General features: G+C 66.6%; 9 protein-coding genes. 2 read left to right on the top strand and 7 right to left on the bottom strand.

Features of this window, described 5'->3' with window-relative positions; all coding sequences use genetic code 11:
* Positions 1-10: 10 nt before the first annotated feature.
* The 5 genes from BMW75_RS14430 to clpS form a co-directional block, all read right to left on the bottom strand.
* On the bottom strand, positions 11-1,345 hold the full coding sequence (locus BMW75_RS14430; protein WP_092580238.1) for a paraquat-inducible protein A: 1,335 nt from the start codon (positions 1,343-1,345) through the stop codon (positions 11-13).
* Entirely contained in the window at positions 1,345-3,657 is a 2,313-nt protein-coding gene (gene clpA / locus BMW75_RS14425) for an ATP-dependent Clp protease ATP-binding subunit ClpA (RefSeq protein WP_076522044.1), read from the bottom strand. Before clpA ends, BMW75_RS14430 begins: the two co-directional genes overlap by 1 nt.
* 55 nt (positions 3,658-3,712) lie before the next feature.
* Entirely contained in the window at positions 3,713-5,923 is a 2,211-nt protein-coding gene (gene pbpC, locus BMW75_RS14420; RefSeq protein WP_092580234.1) for a penicillin-binding protein 1C, read from the bottom strand.
* Positions 5,920-11,061 carry an alpha-2-macroglobulin family protein gene (locus tag BMW75_RS14415; RefSeq protein WP_254792024.1) on the bottom strand — a complete coding sequence of 1,714 codons (5,142 nt, stop codon included), beginning with the start codon at positions 11,059-11,061 and terminating at the stop codon, positions 5,920-5,922. Before BMW75_RS14415 ends, pbpC begins: the two co-directional genes overlap by 4 nt.
* A 247-nt stretch (positions 11,062-11,308) precedes the next feature.
* Positions 11,309-11,623, bottom strand: coding sequence for an ATP-dependent Clp protease adapter ClpS (gene clpS / locus BMW75_RS14410; protein ID WP_008168033.1), 315 nt, complete (start codon positions 11,621-11,623; stop codon positions 11,309-11,311).
* Between the two features lie 226 nt (positions 11,624-11,849).
* On the opposite strand from clpS, the gene BMW75_RS14405 reads away from it, so the two are divergent.
* Both BMW75_RS14405 and BMW75_RS14400 read left to right on the top strand, forming a co-directional pair.
* Positions 11,850-12,095 carry a cold-shock protein gene (locus tag BMW75_RS14405; protein ID WP_006220277.1) on the top strand — a complete coding sequence of 82 codons (246 nt, stop codon included), beginning with the start codon at positions 11,850-11,852 and terminating at the stop codon, positions 12,093-12,095.
* Positions 12,096-12,193: 98 nt separating this feature from the next.
* Positions 12,194-12,739, top strand: coding sequence for a DUF192 domain-containing protein (locus BMW75_RS14400; protein ID WP_175493166.1), 546 nt, complete (start codon positions 12,194-12,196; stop codon positions 12,737-12,739).
* A gap of 97 nt (positions 12,740-12,836) precedes the next feature.
* Here the strand turns inward: BMW75_RS14400 and pcaF are convergent, their stop codons facing one another.
* Together pcaF and BMW75_RS14390 are read right to left on the bottom strand one after the other, a co-directional pair.
* A complete protein-coding gene (gene pcaF, locus BMW75_RS14395) occupies positions 12,837-14,042 on the bottom strand; it encodes a 3-oxoadipyl-CoA thiolase (protein ID WP_092580229.1) in 1,206 nt (401 codons plus the stop codon).
* A gap of 166 nt (positions 14,043-14,208) precedes the next feature.
* Positions 14,209-15,603 (bottom strand): chloride channel protein, encoded by a 1,395-nt coding sequence (locus BMW75_RS14390; RefSeq protein WP_092580228.1) that lies wholly within the window; start codon positions 15,601-15,603, stop codon positions 14,209-14,211.
* Positions 15,604-15,645: the final 42 nt, after the last annotated feature.

Raw genomic sequence — 15,645 nt, 5'->3', positions numbered from 1 at the left:
AAGGCCTTTCCTAGCCCACTTCCTTGCCGGCGACGGGGGTTCCGGCGACGGGCGCCGGCGCGCGCCGGGCCTCTACCGGCGCTGATTCAATGATCTCGGCCTGCCCCTCCAGGTCCCAGCTGCGGCGCAGGTCAAAGCTCATGGCCGCCAGCATAGTCAGGATGACCACCACGCCGAACGCGGCGGCACCCGCGCCCGCGCTGATCTCCATCAGTCCCTGGAAATCGGCCAGGGCCGCCAGCAATATAACGACAAATACATCCAGCATCGACCATTGGCCGATGAATTCCACCATCTGATACAAACGCGTGCGCGGCCGCAGATTGGTCGTGCTGCGCCATTGCTCGGTCAGCAGCAGCAGGATAAGCGCGAGCAGCTTGGTCAGCGGCACCGCCACGCTGGCGATGAACACGATCAGCGCGATGTCCCAGGAGCCCATTTCCCAGAGCTCCACGACGCCGCCCAGGATGGTATGCGCGCTGTCGCCCAGCAGCGAACTGACCTTCATGACCGGCAGCACGTTGGCGGGGATGTAGAAAACGATGGCCGCGAGCAGCAGCGCCCAGGTGCGCGCCACGTGATCGGGCTTGCGGTAATGGACCACCGCGTGGCAGCGCACGCAGTGATGGTGCGCCTCCGGGTCGGCGTCGCGCGGCAGGGCCTGGACCTGGCCGCAGACGTGGCAACCGGTCAATACCGAGTCAGGATTGCTTTCGGGCACGTGAACCGGCACCACATGCACGGATTCGGCATAGCGCCACAACACGTGGGGCGACAGCCGGCCCAGCATGGTGAGCAGCACCGTCAGCACGCCGAATGCAATCAGGCCGATACCCGGCGACACCGCGGCCATGCCCGCCAGCTTGACCACCGCGACCAGCACGCCAAGCAGGAACACCGGGATCATGCACCACGGCCGCAGCGCGCCCAAGAGGCGCATGGCGCCATGGAACCCTGCCGGCTCGCGGTGCCGGGACAACGGCCCCAGCACCCACAGCAGCACCGAGAGCTGCAGCAGCGGCAGCGCAAAACCGGCCAGGCCGGTCATGATGGCGACCACCCAATGGCCCTGGCGCCAGGTGATGGAAATGGCGTCCAGCAGGGAAGCCTGCTGGACCATGCCCTGCACGGACATCGAGGCGACCGGGTAGGCGTTGGCCACCCCAAAGACGATCAGGGCAGTGATGGCGAGCGCCAGCCAATTGGACAAAGTAAGCCCGCTGTAGCGCCAGAGCACGGCGCCGCAGCGGGCACAATTGGCAGTCTCGCCAGGTTCAAGCTGATGTCGGCGATAGATGCTGGCGCAGTGCTCGCACTCGATCAGCGGCTGGCGGTCCGCGGTCATCAGTCGACGAGTTCGACTTCCTGCTTGTCCGGCGCGTCCGACGAAGGCGGCTTGCCGCTGTCGTCAAAGTCCAGCGTCACCTTGCCCGACTCGTCCAGATCCACCGTGACCGAGCCGCCATCGACCAGCTTGCCAAAGAGCAGTTCGTCGGCCAACGCGCGGCGGATGGTGTCCTGGATAAGGCGTTGCATGGGACGCGCGCCCATGAGCGGATCGAACCCCTCCTTGGCAAGGTGTTCACGCAGGCGCGTGGTGAATACGGCTTCCACGCGGCGCTCGTGCAACTGGTCTTCGAGTTGCATGAGGAACTTGTCCACCACGCGCATGATGACCTCGTGGTCCAGCGCGGCGAAGGGGATGATCGCGTCCAGGCGATTGCGGAATTCGGGCGTGAACATACGGCGGATTTCCGCCATTTCGTCGCCCACCATCCGCGAATTGGCAAAACCGATGGACGGACGGTTCAAGGTCTCGGCGCCCGCGTTGGTCGTCATGATGAGGATGACGTTGCGGAAGTCTGCCTTGCGCCCGTTGTTGTCGGTCAGCGTGCCGTGGTCCATGACCTGCAGCAGGATGTTGAACACATCCGGATGCGCCTTTTCGATTTCGTCGAGCAGCAGCACGCAATGCGGCTGCTTGGTGATGGCTTCGGTGAGCAGGCCGCCCTGGTCGAAGCCCACGTACCCCGGCGGCGCGCCGATCAGGCGCGACACCGCGTGACGCTCCATGTATTCGGACATGTCGAAGCGCAGCAGCTCCACACCCAGCGTGAACGCCAACTGGCGCGCGACTTCGGTCTTGCCCACCCCGGTGGGACCGGACAGCAGGAAGGCGCCGATGGGTTTTTCGGGCTTGCCCAGTCCGGAGCGCGCCATCTTGATGGCGGCGGCCAGCGCGTCGATGGCGCCGTCCTGGCCAAACACCACGGTCTTCAGGTCGCGGTCCAGCGTGGCGAGCTTGCTGCGGTCGTCGTTGGAGACGGACTGCGGCGGAATGCGCGCGATCTTGGAGACGATGTTCTCGATGTCGACCTTGCCGATGACCTTCTTCTGGCGCGAACGCGGCAGCAGGCGCTGCGCGGCACCGGCCTCGTCGATGACGTCGATGGCCTTGTCCGGCAGGTGACGGTCATTGATGAAGCGGGCCGACAGTTCGGCGGCCGCCGACAGCGCCGCGGCCGAATAACGCACGCTGTGGTGCTCTTCGAAGCGGCTCTTCAGGCCGCGCAGGATCTGCACGGTCTGCTCGATGCTGGGCTCGGCCACGTCGATCTTCTGGAACCGGCGCGACAGCGCGTGGTCCTTTTCGAAGACGCCGCGATATTCGGTGTAGGTGGTTGCGCCGATGCACTTCAACTGCCCCGACGACAGGGCCGGCTTGAGCAGGTTGGACGCATCCAGCGTGCCGCCGGATGCCGAACCGGCGCCGATCAGCGTATGGATTTCGTCGATGAACAGGATCGCATCGGGGTTGCCGCGGATCTGCTTGAGCACGCCCTTCAGGCGCTGTTCGAAATCACCGCGGTACTTGGTGCCGGCGAGCAGCGCGCCCATGTCCAGCGAATAGACCTGGGCCGCCTGCAGGATTTCCGGCACTTCGCCGCGCGTGATGCGCCAGGCCAGGCCTTCGGCGATGGCGGTCTTGCCCACGCCAGCTTCGCCCACCAGCAGCGGGTTGTTCTTGCGGCGGCGGCACAACACCTGGATGACGCGCTCGACCTCGTGTTCGCGCCCGATCAGCGGATCGATGCGCCCGGCAAGGGCGGCGGCGTTCAGGTCGGTGGCGTACTGGTCCAGCGGCGACTGACGGGAATCGCCCTGCTCTTCGCCATTGGGTTGTTGCTCTTTCTGCACGGCGGCGGACTCCACCTGCGGCTGTTTGGTGATGCCATGAGACAGGAAATTGACGACGTCCAGGCGCGTGACGCCCTGCTGCTGCAGGTAGTACACGGCATGCGAGTCCTTTTCACCGAAAATGGCGACCAGCACGTTGGCCCCGGTGACGGGCTTCTTGCCCGTGCCGCCCGCCGAAACGTGCATGATCGCGCGCTGGATCACGCGCTGGAAACCCAGCGTCGGCTGCGTGTCGACTTCGGCGCCGCTCGGGATCACCGGCGTGTTTTCCGATACGAACTGGCGCAAGTTGCGGCGCAGGTCATCCAGGTTGGCGGCGCATGCGCGCAGGACCTCGACCGCCGAAGCGTTGTCGAGCAACGCCAAGAGCAGGTGCTCGACGGTGATAAATTCGTGCCGGGCCGAACGGGCCTCGACAAAAGCCATATGCAGGCTGACTTCAAGCTCTTGAGAAATCACGCTTCCTCCGTAACGCATCGAAGCGGGCTAATACACGATTCATATTCTATGCCGATCATGGCGTAACGCCAGCGATTTCAAAAACCACGCTGTCGTGGCGGCCATGTGTATCCATGACGGTTAGCGTATACCGGCCGTCGTGCGCCAGCACCAAATTAAACGGATGACCCGCGGCGCCATGACTTGCGACACGACCATCGAGCATCCACCATACCTCGCCCTGCGCACCCTGGACGTCCACGTCCAGGGCTACCTGCCGCATGCCGGGCACGGGCCGCAGCACCGAGCCGTTGGCCACGCCGCCCAGACGCAGCGGCCCCTGCGTGGCGTCGGCATACCCGGCAAACGAGGGCGGCGCCGTGTCATTGAGCATCCAGGCTGCCCGCTGTTCGGGACACGCGCCCGAAGGCACGCTGCCCAGCCTGTAGCCCAAGGGCCAGCATGTCACCACCGCCTGCACCGTTTCGGGCCTGACGCGGACCTGCTGGGCGCCTTCCGGCAATGCCGCCACGATATCCTGCAGTAGCGGCGCCGCCACATTCGCCCCGAAAAATCCGGGATTCGGCGTACCGTCGGGCCTTCCGACCCATACGCCGATCGTCCATCTGTCGGTCACGCCGACCGCCCACGCGTCCCGGAATCCGAAACTGGTCCCGGTTTTCCAGGCCAGTTGCCGGCCGGGACTGCCCGACTGGTAAAACGGCCGGTCGGGATGACCGCCGCCTTCGAGAATATCCCGAACGATCCAGGCCGCGCCAGGACTCATCATACGGGACTCGACCATGGGCTGCTCCGCCCGAAGGCGAGGCCGTCCCGAGACGCCGTCCCGGGCCAGCGCGCGATAAGCGCCCACCAGTTCTTCCAATGTGGTGCCACCCCCGCCCAAAATCAAGCTCAGGTTCGGCTCGGCCCCGGCAGGCAGGCGCAACTTCACGCCTCCCGCCAGCATACCCGAGGCAAAACTGGCCGGCCCGACGCGGTCCAGCAGGTCCACGGCCGGCACATTCAGCGACCGCTGCAAAGCTTGCGCGACGCTGACGGGGCCGGAGAACGCTGCCTGGAAATTGCCCGGCGCGTAGCCGCCAAACGACATGGGCGCGTCGATCAGCAGGCTTTCCGAATGGATCAGTCCCTCGTCCAGGGCCTGGGCATAAAGGAAAGGCTTGAGCGTCGAACCCGGCGAGCGCACCCCGCGCACCATGTCCACATGGGAATAGCGCGAATCGTCGGAAAAATCCGCCGAGCCGGCGTAGGCCTTGACCTCCAGCGTGTCGTTGTCCATGACCAGCACGGCCATCGACACCTTGGGCGGCAGGTTATCGACCCGATCCAGCAGCATTTGTTCCACCGAGGACTGCATGTCCGCGTCCAGCGTGGACATCACCAGGGGCGGCCGCCCGCCCGCGCGGCGCTCGCCGCCCGCTTCCTGCAGCAGGCGTTGCGCCGCCAGGGGCGCCAGCCAGCGCGCGCGCAGCGGCGGCGCGATGACGGTCTCGATCTTTGCGTCAGCCACCTCGGCCGGGGTCCAGCGGCCCAGCTCGGCCATGCGGTCCAGCACTTTGTCGCGCGCGGCCTGCGCGGCCTCGGGATGGCGGTCGGGGCGCAGCCGCGACGGCGCCTGGGGCAAGGCCGTCAGCATCGCGGCCTCGGCCGGCCCCAGGTCGCGGGCCGGCTTGCCCAGCCATAGGCGCGCGCCCATCTCCACCCCTTCCACGATGCCGCCCATGGGCGCATGGGTCAGGTACAGGGAAAGAATCTCGTCCTTGCTGTAGTGCATTTCAAGTTGCACGGCGCGCCAAGCCTGCCGCAACTTCGCGGAAAGGGTGCGCGAGGGCTTGCCCGCCAGCTCCGGATCGATCAGCCGCGCGACCTGCATGGTCAGCGTCGATCCGCCCGAGACGATGCGCCGGTTGGTGGCCCATTGCCAGCCCGCGCGCGCGAGCGCCACGGGGTTGACCCCGGGATGCCAATAGAACCAGCGGTCCTCGTAGGTGAGCAGGGTTTCCAGATAGCGGGGCGATACCTGGCCGGGCTGCACCGGATAGCGCCAGATGCCGTCGCGGCTGGGATAGTTGCGCAGCGGCGTGCCGTCGGCGGCCACGACCACCGCAGCCCCGCCCGAATCGATGGGCGGCAATGGATACAGGCGGTCCAGCGCGAATAACAACGCGGCCAGCGCCGACAACGCGCTGGCCGCGAAGATGCCGCGCCGCCGCCAGCGGCGGGCGCGCGTGGCGCCCGCCGCGGGAGGAGCGCCGGCGTTCAAGGACGCTTGGCGCCGCGATCGCGGATTTCGACCGTGCTCCATTGCTCACCCACGCCGCGGATTTCGGGCCGGTACATGTCCTCGGCCACCGTCGACGGCACCGCGTAGCGGCCCGGCGTCACGACGCGCACCAGATAAAACACGTCCACCTTGCCGCGCCCCAGCGACACCGCGGCCACGTAGCGGTCATCGCGGAACTCGCGATGCTTGATGTTGGAGTCCGACATGGCATCGGCCACACGGCGTCCGCCGATCGTCCAGTCCTGCATCTCCGGGCTTTGCGAAAGGTTCAGGTTTTCGACTTCGAAACCCGCCGGCACGCGGTCGACCAGCAGCCCGTCGGGGATGTTCTGGTTGGCGCTTGCCTGCACCCAGACCACCAGCATGTCGCCGGTCTGCAACGTGCCGCCGTCCCACGGACGGCCGTCCGGACGGTACCAGCCGCGCTTGAGCTGGATGATGTCGTTGCGCGGCGCCGGGGTGGCGGTCGGGCTGCCCTGGATGTCGTACTCGACAAAGAGCGACTGGCTGCCCGTGTTCTGGAGCTGCGTGCCCGCCAGGTCCGCCGCGGTAAGCGCGACCGTCTGGTCGCTCTTGCCGCCGGACAGCGGCTTGCGTTCGCCATTGACCGTCAGCGTGGCTTCCCACGGCGTGCTCTTGCTGCCTCCCGCGGCGCGCGCGGCCAGCAGCAGGGCCATCTGTTCCTGCGTCGACAGGTACGAACGATTGCCCAGGCGGCCGGAGAGCTGCGTCAGCAGGTTTTCACTGCGCTCGTGGCGCAGGTCGTACTGCGAGACCAGCGCGTAGGCCAGCGCGTAGTCGCGCACACTGCTGCCGTAGTCGCCCATCCACTCGTCGTAATAGGCGCTGCTGCGGTTGTTGATGTTGATGCCATAGGCGCGCGTCATGGCCAGGTCGAGCGCCTGCTTCATGCGCGCTTCATCGCCCATCAGCTTGAAGGCGGCAGCCAGTTGCACCAACGGCAGCGGCGAGCGCGCGCGTTCCTGGTAGTTGTCGAAGAGCTGGCGCACGGTCGACAGCGGGGCCTTCTTGTCGCGCGCCAGCGCCAGCGCGGCGGTGGCCAGGCCGGCGAAGCGGCGATGGTCCTCGCGCAGGATGTTGGCGTCGCTGCTGTCGATGCGGTTCGCCTCGACGTTGCGGCGCAGGTTGGCCGACCAGGTGCCGAATGCGCCCGTGCTCTGCTGCACCTGTTCAAGCAGCCAGGTCCGGGAACGATCCAGCGAGCCGTCCGGCACCTCGAAGCCCCGGTCGCGCGCATCCTGCATGAAGCCCACGGCATACGCCGTCAGCCACACGTCGCGCGACGAGGCGCCGCTCCAGAGGTTGTAGGAACCGACGGAATTGCGCATGCCGGACAGACGGCCGATGGCGCCTGCCACCTTCGCGGCGCGCTCGGCCTGCGTGCGCGGCTTCAGGCCGAACTGCTTGGCGGTGTCCTCGTCCAGCATCACCCACGGCAGGGTCGCGCTGATGGTCTGCTCGGTGCATCCGTACGGATAGTTGAGCAGGCCTTCGACCAGACGGTTGACGTTGAACGGAGGACGGTTGGACACGGTCAGGCTGACGGTCGTAGAGTCCGGATAGTAGGACGCGACCCACGATGCCTGGGGCGACTGCGTCTCGCCCGGATTCAGGCGCAGACGGCGCACCTGGCGCTCCGGCGCATGGGCCGGCTGCACCTGCAGCACGGACTCGCGCACGATATGCACCGGCTTGTCGCCGCCCTGCCCGTCCACGGTCAGGCGCATCAGGCCCAGCCCATACGAGCCCGTCGTCGTTGCAGTGAAGCGCAGGGTCGTGCGCTGCTTGTCCTTGAGCGTGACCGTGCGCACGCCGTCGACGATGGCCAGCGGGTCCAGCGCCTCCAGCTTGACCGACACCTTCTGCTCGGCGCCGCTCAGGTTGGTGACGTCCAGCGCGATGGCCGCCTGGTCGCCCGGCGTGATGAAACGCGGGGTGTTCAGTTCCGCCACGATGGGCGCGGCCACCACCATTTCGGTGTCCGTGCTGCCGTAGTTGTCCGGCGTGAAGGCCACGGCCATCAGGCGCAGCGTGCCGTTGAAGTCCGGCAGGTCCAGCGGGATGTCGGCTTCGCCTTGCGCGTTGAGCGCGACCGGGCCCGAGAACAGGTCCACCAGCTTGACCTTCTTGGGCAGGCTCTTGCTGTCGCCGCGCATCGCGGCGTCGCCGCCCCACTTCAGCTTGCCCTTGGTGCCGTCCATCTTTTCGATGAGCTTGCCGTACATGTCCAGCAGTTCGGGCGCGTAGCGGTGCTTGCCGAAGAAATAGTCCAGCGGATCGGGCGTGGCGTACTGGTTGATGTTCAGGATGCCGACGTCCACGGCGGACAGCGTCACCGTGGCCTGCTTGCCCTGGGCGCCGTCGACCTTGACGCGCACGGTCGTCTTGGTTTCGGGCACGGCCTTGGGTGCGGCGGTGAGCTTGACGTCCAGCTTGCGGTCGGCGCTGGCGATCGGCAGGAACGCGAGGCCCAGCGCGCGGGCCGGCGTGACGCGGTCGCCTTCGCTGCCCGGACGGAACACCGCCGCGGCCACGTACAGGTCGTGGCGCTTCCATTCCTTGTCGACGGGAATCTCGACCTCGGTGCCGGTGGCCTTCACGGCCACCCACTTGGACCACAGCATGCGATCGCCTTCCACCGTGATGAGCGCCTGCCCATCATGCGGCGGCGTGAGCGTCAGCTTGACGCTGTCGCCCGGCTTGGCCGGCACGCCTTCCAGCTTCATCTGCACGCGATCGGGACGGTTGCCCATGGCATCGGCGTCCTGCGCGTTCCAGCCGGCATAGAAGCGATAGCGCATCGTTTCGCCGGTTTCCGGATCGGCGATTTCCAGGCGGTAGCGCCCCCACTTGACCGGCACGGTCAACTGGCTGCGGTCAGTGAGCGCGATCTCGCGCGAATCGACCAGTTCCTCGGTTTCGGTGTAGCCGCTGTTCCAGCCGCGCTGGTCGTCGAAACGCCAATAGTATTGGCGCTCTTCACGGAACAGTCGCATCTGGGCCTGGGCCAGCGGTTCGATCTTGCCTTGCGCGTTGGCGCGGATCACCTCGAACGCCGCAGGCGCGCTTTCACGGGCCACGTCGCTGTCGAACTGCGGACGGACGGCGATCAGCTTGTCGGCGGGCCAGACGCTGCGCTCGATCGAGCGCACCACCGGACGGCCGCCGGATTCCAGCAGACTGGCGGACACCCGGACCTTCATCGGCGAATGCGTGCCGGCCGCGTTGGGATTGACCTCGAGCTGCGCGCGGCCTTTCTCGTCCAGCGCGGACTCCGGCAGTTCGCCGAAGCTGCGGCGCGTGTCGTCGGCCACGTCGCCAAAGATGAAGCCCGGCCATTGCTGGGCCAGCGCGTAACGGTCGCGCTTGACCTGGAAGGTCGCCAGCAGGCGGTTGCCCGCCGCGGGCGCGCCATACAGGTAGTCGCCCTGCACGTCGACGGTCAACTCCTCGTCGGGCGACAGCACGTCCTGACCGGACGTCAGCGTCATCTTCATGCGTTCGGGCAGGAATTCCTCGACCTGGAATTTCCAGGATGCGTCGGGCGCGCGCGACGACGGATCGACGCGCAGCTCGAGCAGCCAGGTACCGGTCTGCGCATCCAGCGGCAGATCGATGGCGCGTTCGACATAGCCCGGAAGATCCTTCTGGGGCTGCCAAAGCGCGGTCTGCACGGTGCGGCCGTCGGGACGCTTGATGGTGGCGGTGAGCGGCGACGGCGTCAGCACGCGGCCGTCCAGGTCGCGCGGCAGCACCGACACGGTGAAGGTTTCGCCGGGACGGTACAGATTGCGGCCCGCGTAGACGAACAGATTGTTGGCGCGCGACGCATGGCCGCCCGTATCGAATTCCGACAAGTCCAGCGCCGGTTCGCCCAGCGCGAGCACGGTCATTTCCTTGTCGCGCGCGGCGCGGATGACGCGGGCATTGGCGAAGCTGCCGTCGAAACGGACGTGACCTTGCCCATCGGCCGCGGCCTTGGCCAGCGCCTTGCCGGCGCCGTCGACCAGCTCGAAGACCGCGCCGGAAATGGGCTGGCCGGTCTTGAGGGAAACGGAATAGGCCTCGATGCGGTCGCTGTAGCGGCGCGCGTGCAGGCCGATGTCGCTGACGTAGAAATACGTGACCTGGTATTCGTAGCGGAAACGCCCCGGCTGGCTCATGACCGCGACGTAGATGCCGGGCTCCTGCAATTCCTTGATGCCTTCGACCGGCAGGAACGTGACGTGGCGCCGGTTGGGCTTGTCGTCGGTGACGAAACGGCCTTGATAGACGCTGGTGGTCAGGGAATTCAGACGGTCCAGGTCCCAGTTGCTGACCGAGCCCTTCAGGCTGCGGTTGCCGGCATAGCGCCAGTCGTTCTCATCGTAGTTGCCGTCGTCTTCCTCATCGGAAGCGGCCGCGCCGCGGCCCACGCCGAGCACGGTGTCGAAGAGTTCCGGCACGCGCTCGGGCGACACGCGAAGAAACTGCACGTCGACTTCGGGCACGTTCACCGTCGCCACCGGCAAACCGCCGTTCTGGCCGGCCGGCAGCACCACGCCGCGGCTGGCGAAATAGAACGACGGCGGCATGGCCTGCGTGCTGACCTCGCAATGCGAGGCTTCGGTCAGCGCGACTTTCTCACCCGCGCCGGGCAGGCCCGAGCGCACGGCGATGGCATAGGAGCGCTGCGGCTGCACGTAAGGGAAGTAGATGACGCGAGGATTGTCGCCGACCACCCAATTGCCCTTGACGATCTTGCCCTTGGGCGCGGAGTCGCCCGGACGCACCGAGGCCGGCTGCTGGCCCGCGGCGGCAGCCGATTCGCTGTCCTCATCCGCCTTGCCGGCGGTCGAGCCCGTATCGGTAACCTGCAGGAAAGCATCCAGATTGCTCTTGGCATCCACGGGCTGCGTGAACGTCACGGCCAGGGACAAGGCATCGTTGTACTGGCGGGGCTGGCAATTCAGCGCCGCGAAGGGATCGGCGGCGCCCACCGTGGCGCTGGCGGGCAGCGCGGGCGCCGCGCCGCTGGACGCCTGCGCGGCCGCCGTCGTCGCCGTCTGTGCCGCAGGCACGGGGGCCGGACCTGCCGGCTGCCGCTCCTTGCCCATCCACCAGCCCACGCCTATGGCGCCGGCCAACACCGCGACGCCGGCTACCGCCAGCCAGCCCTTGCTGATCTTTCCACTCACAGCGAACCTCCCCGCCTACTCGAACGCAACGCTCCTTAGCGGCGGAGCTGCCGACCCGCATATGCCGCGCGCTTCCCGGTACGCGGCAAAATCGTTCAACCCGGAACCCGGGATACCATCGGCAGCACAACGCCGCCATTGCTGGCGGCGTTGTTTCTTGTTGATGTCAAACCGGTTCCATCACACATTGCAAAGGATGCTGGCGCGCCCGCGCATACTGCCCGACCTGGGCAATTCGCGTGGCAGCGAGGTCGCGCGGGTATACCCCGCAAACCCCACGTCCTTCGTGGTGGACCTGCAGCATGATCCGCGTGGCCTCTTCCTGATTCTTATTGAAGAACTTCTGCAGCACCTTCACGACGAACTCCATCGGGGTGTAGTCGTCATTGAGCAACAGCACCTGGTACATCGGCGGTGGCGCAGCGCGAGCCGGCGCCTTCTCGACGACCAAATCATGCTGGGTATCCAAGGTAGAACTCATAGGGCGGGTATTCTATTTAAACTGGGGACGGCAACCACTCAACTTACTGAAAATTACACGCAGAAATACGTAGTATCCATACTTGACGCAGCGGAGAAAAGCGGCGCATTATCCACGCATTCTGGGGTTTTCAATTCACCGAAAATCTGCCAGGAAGCCGGAGGGGGGACAGAGGTCTAGACCGCGATGCCCTTCTGTCAACATACGATTCAATGAGGCAGGCCGCATGTCTGATACGACCGCAACCGCCGTCCAAGGGGACAATCCCAAATCGACGGGCACCGTCAAATGGTTCAACGATGCAAAGGGGTTTGGCTTCATTACGCCCGACGACGGCGGTGAAGATCTGTTCGCCCATTTCTCGTCCATCCAGATGAATGGTTTTAAAACCCTGAAGGAAGGCCAGAAAGTGGCCTTCGAGATTATCCAGGGGCCTAAAGGCAAACAGGCGCTCAATATTACGGCTGCCTGAGTTACCCTTTAAAGCGCAACGGTATAGTTGTGCCATTATCCAGGCGGGGCTTTCGGGCCCCGCCTTTGTTATTTCCTTAATACTTACTGCGCCGGGCCATGCCGAAGATTGCCGTTTTGTTTTCCACTGTTCATACGCTGTTCAAAACAACATTCACCAAGGCTGGATCTGCAGGCGGCGCCACCGGGCGCACGGTTTCGGCAGTGGCTGCCGTGGCCATCGCGCTGGCGGCGCTGGCGCTGCCCTTGCCCGCCGGCGCCCAGCAGCAGACGCGAGCCCAGCCGCGCCTGCCCATCACCCAGCTGTCGGCCGGCATCCATATTATCCGCGCAGAAGTGGCCAACACCGACGCCACGCGGCGCGACGGCCTGATGTTCCGCACCGAACTGCCCGGCAACGACGGCATGCTGTTCGTGTTCGAACGGCCTGACGTTCAGTGCTTCTGGATGCGCAACACGCTCCTGCCGCTCTCGATTGCCTTTATCGCCGACGACGGCACGATCGTCAACATCGAGGACATGGCGCCCCAGACCGAAGATCCGCATTGCGCGAAGAAGCCGGTGCGCTACGCGCTGGAAATGTCGCAAGGCTGGTTCACCGCCCATGGCATCGCGGCGGGCAAGAAGCTCGACGGGCTGCCCTGAACCGCTGCGTCTGGACACCTGGCCGGGACCCTGCTCCCGGACCATGACAAAGGGAGCCCGAGGGCTCCCTTGTCGTTTCCGGCGCGGCAGGCGCGGGTTACACGCGCTCGACGATCAGCGCGATGCCCTGGCCCACGCCGATGCACATCGTGCACAGCGCGTAGCGGCCGCCGGTGCGAAGCAGTTGATTGATGGCGGTGGTGGCCAGGCGCGCACCGCTGGCGCCCAGCGGGTGGCCCAGGGCGATCGCGCCGCCGTTGGGGTTCACGCGCGGATCGTTGTCGGCGATGCCGAGCTGGCGCAGCACGGCCAGGCCTTGAGCGGCAAACGCCTCGTTCAGTTCGATGACGTCCATCTGGTCCAGCGTCAGGCCGGTCTGCGCCAGCACCTTGCGGGTGGCGGGCGCCGGGCCGATGCCCATGATGCGCGGCGCGACGCCGGCGGTCGCCATGCCGACCACGCGAGCGCGCGGGGTGAGGCCATGGCGGGCGGCGGCCTTTTCGTCGGCCAGCAGCAGCGCGGCGGCGCCGTCGTTCACGCCCGACGCGTTGCCGGCGGTGACGCTGCCGCCTTCGCGCACCACGCCCTTCAGCTTGGCCAGCGATTCCAGCGACGTTTCACGAGGATGCTCGTCCTTGGAGACGACAATGGGGTCGCCCTTTTTCTGGGCGATCGACACGGGCACGATCTCGGCGTCGAAAAAGCCTTCCTTCTGCGCGCGCGCGGTCTTTTCCTGGCTGGCCAGCGCGAACAGATCCTGGTCGGCGCGGCTGACGTTGAAATCGTCGGCGACGTTCTCGGCGGTCTCCGGCATGGAATCCACGCCGTACTGGGCCTTCATCAACTTGTTGACGAAACGCCAGCCGATGGTGGTGTCGTAGATGGCGGCGCTGCGCGAGAAGGCGCTGTCGGCTTTGCCCATCACGAAGGGCGCGCGGCTCATGCTTTCGACGCCGCCGGCCAGCATCAGGCCGGCTTCACCGGCGCGGATGGCGCGCGCGGCGGTGCCGATGGCGTCCAGCCCCGAGCCGCACAGGCGGTTGACGGTGGCGCCCGGCACTTCGATCGGCAGGCCCGCCAGCAGGGTCGCCATGCGGGCCACGTTGCGGTTGTCTTCGCCGGCCTGGTTCGCGCAGCCCATGATGGCGTCGTCGAGTTCTTCCCACCGCACGCCAGGGTTGCGCGCCACGAGGGCCTTGATGGCTACGGCAGCCAGGTCGTCAGGACGCACAGAAGCCAGCGCCCCGCCGTAGCGGCCAAAGGGGGTACGGATCGCATCACAGATAAAGGCATTCACGGTCATGGGAAGCTCGGAGTGAAGTGAAAGAACTCGGGATCGACTGATCTTAACGCAGCGCTTTCGCGCCAAGTTGGTGCGTCGCCGGGATGTCCGCAGCACGGACAGTGTCCAATGGACGTTCACATCGCGGCGCGCACGCCTGCACGAAAGCGGGCGCCAGCGCCCGCTTTCAGTGCGCCGTGGACTTGGCCGCGCGGCCAGCTTCCACGATCGCCTGCCGGCGGAACCGTCCCGCCGCCAGATGGTAGAAAGGCTGCGGGCAGAACTGGCGCGACACCCCGGATGCCAGCAGCGACCCCAGCAGCAGCCAGAACAGCATGGGCTGGCTGCCCGTCATCTCCATCACCACGACGCTGGCCGTCAACGGCGCCTGCGTGGCGGCCGCAAGAAAAGCGGCCATCGACAGCAGCACGAGCACGCGCTGGTCGACGCCGTCGCCCGCGAGCTCCCAGATGTGATGGCCGATGCCCGCGCCGGTGGTCAACGCCGGCGTGAAGATGCCGCCCGGAATGCCGGCCCAGTAGGAAGCGACCGTCGCCGCGAGCTTGGCGATGCCGAAACCCTCGGGCACCGAGTTCTTGCCGTTCAGCAGATCGGCCGCCGCGGCGTAGCCGGTCCCGTACACGCTGCCCGCAGTGCACAGGCCGATCACCGCCAGGGCCAGACCCATGATGAACGCGGTCCAGATGGGATGGGCGCGGATCCAGGCGCGCCACGATTGCGGCGCCGCGCCCACCGGCCCCTTGCCGAGCAAGCGGGCAAACACGCCGCCCAGCGCGCCATTGAGCGCGCCGCAGATGACGATCCACATCACCATGTTGTGCGACAGCTCGGCACCGCCGAACACGCCGAAGTAAGGATTGTTTCCCTCCACCGCCACGACCAGGAAACCGGCGGCCAGCACGCCGATCAGCACCAGCCGCTGCCAGCGCAGCACCGTGCCGCGTCCGAGTTCCTCGATGGCGAAGATGACGCCCGCCAGCGGCGCGTTGAACGCCGCCGCAAGCCCGCCCGCCGCGCCGGCCGCGATCAGTTCGTTTGCATGGAAGCCGCGCAGCTTTACACCGCGGCGCTTCCAGAAGTCGCCCCAGGCAAGCATGAGCGCCGCGCCGACCTGCACGGACGGCCCTTCGCGGCCGATCGAGGCGCCGGCCAGCATGCCGAAGAACGCAAGCGGAATCTTCCAGAGACTTTGCGCCAGCGACACCAGGCTGCTCTGGCTGGGGCCCGGCGGCAGCGACAGCGCGCCGATGACCTGCGGGATGCCGCTGCCCGAGGCGTTGGGCGCAAAGCGCATTGTGAGCCAGCGCAACGCGGCCAAGCCGAAGGGCAGCACCAGTAGCGCCAACCAGCCGTTGTACGCCACCCATTGCCGGTTCCAGGCCAGCGCCTTGTCGGCCAGGTATGCGAACCCCAGCGACATCAGCGCCACCAGCCCCGCGCCCCCGAGCAGCAGTCCCAGTTGCACGCTTTTGCGCGACAGGCGGTTGATCTGGCGCACCTTGCGGCGCGCCACCCGGCGCGTTCGGGCGATGAGGCGGCGGACGGGGTCGGGCAGATTCATGGGCTGGAGGTTGGACGACGGTTGGGCAGGTTGTGCGGGACG

Source organism: Achromobacter sp. NFACC18-2, assembly GCF_900108985.1.
In the GTDB taxonomy this organism is placed as follows: Bacteria; Pseudomonadota; Gammaproteobacteria; order Burkholderiales; family Burkholderiaceae_B; genus Achromobacter.
Note: the sequence above shows the minus strand (reverse complement) of the source record. Positions and strands in the feature narration are given on the sequence as shown.

Coding starts and splice junctions, on each gene's coding strand:
- BMW75_RS14430 (WP_092580238.1), bottom strand. CDS start 1,345: ATGACCGCGGACCGCCAGCCGCTGATCGAGTGCGAGCACTGCGCCAGC.
- BMW75_RS14415 (WP_254792024.1), bottom strand. CDS start 11,061: ATGGGCAAGGAGCGGCAGCCGGCAGGTCCGGCCCCCGTGCCTGCGGCA.
- clpS (WP_008168033.1), bottom strand. CDS start 11,623: ATGAGTTCTACCTTGGATACCCAGCATGATTTGGTCGTCGAGAAGGCG.
- BMW75_RS14405 (WP_006220277.1), top strand. CDS start 11,850: ATGTCTGATACGACCGCAACCGCCGTCCAAGGGGACAATCCCAAATCG.
- BMW75_RS14400 (WP_175493166.1), top strand. CDS start 12,194: ATGCCGAAGATTGCCGTTTTGTTTTCCACTGTTCATACGCTGTTCAAA.
- pcaF (WP_092580229.1), bottom strand. CDS start 14,042: ATGACCGTGAATGCCTTTATCTGTGATGCGATCCGTACCCCCTTTGGC.
- BMW75_RS14390 (WP_092580228.1), bottom strand. CDS start 15,603: ATGAATCTGCCCGACCCCGTCCGCCGCCTCATCGCCCGAACGCGCCGG.